The organism is Thermogemmatispora sp. (assembly GCF_019683635.1).
GTDB lineage: Bacteria > Chloroflexota > Ktedonobacteria > Ktedonobacterales > Ktedonobacteraceae > Thermogemmatispora.
This window is the reverse complement of the sequence record NZ_JADGIA010000322.1, coordinates 1-3,322: the sequence shown is the minus strand read 5'-3', so window position 1 is coordinate 3,322 and position 3,322 is coordinate 1. Positions and strand designations below refer to the sequence as shown.

1 protein-coding gene and 1 pseudogene are annotated in these 3,322 nt (G+C 55.4%); one reads left to right on the top strand and one right to left on the bottom strand.

The window, feature by feature from the left end; all coding sequences use genetic code 11:
• Positions 1 to 427: pseudogene (locus IRZ31_RS20765) on the bottom strand (hypothetical protein); the annotation flags it as partial.
• A gap of 325 nt (positions 428 to 752) precedes the next feature.
• Here IRZ31_RS20765 and IRZ31_RS20760 point away from each other — a divergent pair.
• The gene (locus IRZ31_RS20760; RefSeq protein ID WP_297157511.1) at positions 753 to 3,086 is read left to right on the top strand and encodes a hypothetical protein; all 2,334 of its coding nucleotides are present in this window, start codon (positions 753 to 755) and stop codon (positions 3,084 to 3,086) included.
• The last annotated feature ends 236 nt before the right edge of the window (positions 3,087 to 3,322 follow it).

The following is a 3,322-nucleotide window of genomic DNA, read 5'->3' as shown; positions in this document are numbered from 1 at the left end:
CCTTAATACTCTCATTTTTATGGATATATTCATGATCAGAGTTCAAAAAATCTCCATGACATATTACAAAATCAAGAAGCGGATAACTTTCCTGAGCAGTATTTTGCGGATAGCGTCCAAAGACATAGTAAATAGTTCTTCCCTGATGCCATCCCGTTGGCACCTGACTGTTACTGTCAAAGTCTCGGTCGCGACCAGGATAAGCCAGAGCCTTCAATTCATATCCTTCCGGAGCATTGGCAAGCCAAAAATCAGGATAGCGATTGCGGCCTCCAGACACGCAGGCTACTCCCGCCTCACGAAGACACTCCTCAAACCAGCTCTGAAAGTGGTACTCCTTATCCGTCGCACTCACTCTCCGCACCAGCTTCCCTGCTCGAATAGCTTTCACACAGGACTTGAAGATGTGAAGAACGGGATAACCCATGTTGCTTCTCCCTTCTGGCCGAAGGCCTGACCAATTGATCAGGCCATTACAATGTCCAGGTAAAACAACCTTCCTTTCTAATCAGCAGCATACCTGGCCCGGCAGCTGGCGGCAAGTCGATAGCAAACAAGCAGGAGTAGCCAGGAAGATCAGACATCGGAGGGGCCTTCACAAGAACCCAGAGGTCCCACTATAATCAAGGTCACGACCACGCGAACACCTGGTCTTCCCTTTGAGAGCGTCACGCATGAGCCAGAGCAAAAGGGCAAGTTCAGAGAGGTAGATCCACCAGACAGCAGTACCAACGATTAAGGGCAATGAGGATATGGCAGCGATTGAACAGCAGTTTCCCTCCGAGCAGCTGAGTCTCCTGGCCGAACTGGAGAGTTGGCGCAAGGAAATCAATCGTCCAACTTACCACATGCACAAATGGTGGGCAACACGGTTGGGATCGGTTTTCCGCGCCATCCTGATCGGAGCTTTGAGCGAAAACGACCAGGATATCTGGGAGGGCTTTTATCAAGCGCTGCGTTTCCCCGGTAAGGTGATCTTTGATCCTTTCATGGGAGCAGGCACGATCATCGGCGAGGCGCTCAAGCTTGGCTGCTATGCCATCGGGGCCGACATCAATCCCGTCAGTGTTTTTCAGGTGCGCAAAGCTCTTGAGCCAGTCTCTTTTGAGGATCTGCTAGCCGCCTTCGAGCGGGTAGCAGCCAAAGTAGCGCAGCCCATCACTCAACTCTACCAAACCATTGATCCAGAGAGCGAACTCCCTCTTCCGCTTCTCTACGCCTTCTGGGTCATGAGTGTCCCCTGCCCGGCCTGTGGTTCTCAGGTTCATCTCTTCGATACGACGATTTTCGCCAAGCACGCCTACCCTCAGCGCGTTCCTGTTTGCCAATCGATCTGCCTTGACTGTGGAGCGATCAACGAGATACGTTACGACGCCAGCGTTGTTCGCTGCAGAGGCTGCCAGACGATATATGATCCTCATAGGGGGCCAGCGCGACATAGCCAGGCCACTTGCCCCTCTTGTCAGCACACCTTCGCGATTGTGCACGCCGTAGCCCAGGGAGGCCACTCTCCAACTTACCACCTCTATGCTCTCCTGGCGCTGCGTCCCGACGGCAGCAAGGTTTACCTTCCAGCTACCGAAGACGACCGACAAAAGGTAGCTCTCGCAGGGGAGCTACTGCGCTCGCACTCAGGTCCTCTTCCAGCAACACCTATCTTGGCGGGACACAATACTGATCAGATCCGACGGTACCAGTTCACCTCATGGCGACAGCTCTTCAATGAGCGACAGCTGTACTGCCTCTCCCTGCTCCTTGAAGCTATTCTGGCAGAGCCTGATGAGCCTTGCCGTGAGCTGCTGCTGTTGCTTTTTTCCGGCACCCTTGAATTTAATAATATGCTGTGTTCGTATAAGGGTGAGGGCACGGGGGCTGTGCGCCATCTGTTCTACCATCATATTCTGAAGCCAGAACGGATGGCCCTGGAAAACTCGGTCTGGGGCACGCCGAAAAGCTCGGGCTGCTTTTCAACGCTTTTCCACTCGCGGCTGCTGCCTGCTCTGCGCTACCGCCAGCAACCTTTTGAGTTGGCGCTCTGCGAAGAAAAAGGGAAACTGGTGGGCAAAAAGATCTACGGCTTGAGCGACTCGCCCATGACCTCTCTTGCCTCCCACTTTACTGAGCTGAGCGAGCAACGGCGCGCCCTCCTCTTATGCACTGATTCCAGCCAGGTTCCTTTACCTGACGGCTCAGTCGATGCTATCATTACCGATCCCCCCTATTTCGATTTCGTGCATTACTCTGAATTGGCCGATTTCTTCTATGCCTGGCTGCGCCCAGCGCTACAGGAGCGCTACCCCGAGTTTGCTCCTGAGACCACACGCTCGCCGCAGGAGGTGCAGCAGAGGAAAGCAGAGGCATTTTCAGCAGCACTCTGCCGGGTCTTTCGAGAATGCCGACGAGTGCTCAAAGCTGAGGGGGTGCTCGTCTTTAGTTTTCATCATTCGCGTACCGAGGGCTGGCTGGCCGTCGGCGAGGCCCTTCTCCAAGCTGGCCTGGCGATCACAGCGGTGCATCCGATCAAGGCAGAGCTGGCTCTGGCAACCCCGAAAAGCCAGGCACGCTCACCCATTAATTACGATGCGATCCTGGTCTGTAAACATCAGGCTCCAGCCAGAGGGCCGCTGTCTTACACAGCGGCCCTGGCCACAGTGGTGCAAGAGACTGTCACCCGCCTGCGCTCCTTGCAAGTGGCCTCTGAACAGCGCCTGCCAGCTCTCTCACGCAATGATTGCTTTGTTCTGGCTCAGGCCCAGGCGCTGCGTGTCTTTTCTCTCTCCCGCTGCCTGCTCAGAACAGACTCAGTCGCAGAGCAAGGAACTGCCCAGGAGCTGAGCCTGGCTTCCTTCCTTGATCTGGTGGCCCAGGAAGTCGACTCAATCTGGCAACAAGTCAGGGCGGGCAGGCCAGAGACCATCACCGTCCCCGCCATCTCATCGGCAGCTCCTGCCACAACTCCACTCGCTGCCGGTCACTCCCACCCACGTCGCTCTTACCCTCAACAGCCAGGCGCTCAGCCCCAACCTCTTCCCTGGCCTCTCCAGGATATTTTCGATAGTCAGGACGGCAAAGCGGGAAATTCCTGACCGCAAAGTGATATCAAACGGGGTTCTCGTTCGTTCTATATATAGACCCGAAAGGAAGCGGGGGTGGCCGCGAGCAAGCAGATCCACCTCGACGAGCAGCTTGTAGCGCTACCCGTTTCCTGTGCAGCCTTCTCCCCATGAGGCTGCACCCGCCCTTTCAGGGATCTCCCGGTAGCAGAAGCTTCTGGGTAATAAGGGGGAGACGAGCTGGCACCCCGTCTTCCCCTTATTCTTTT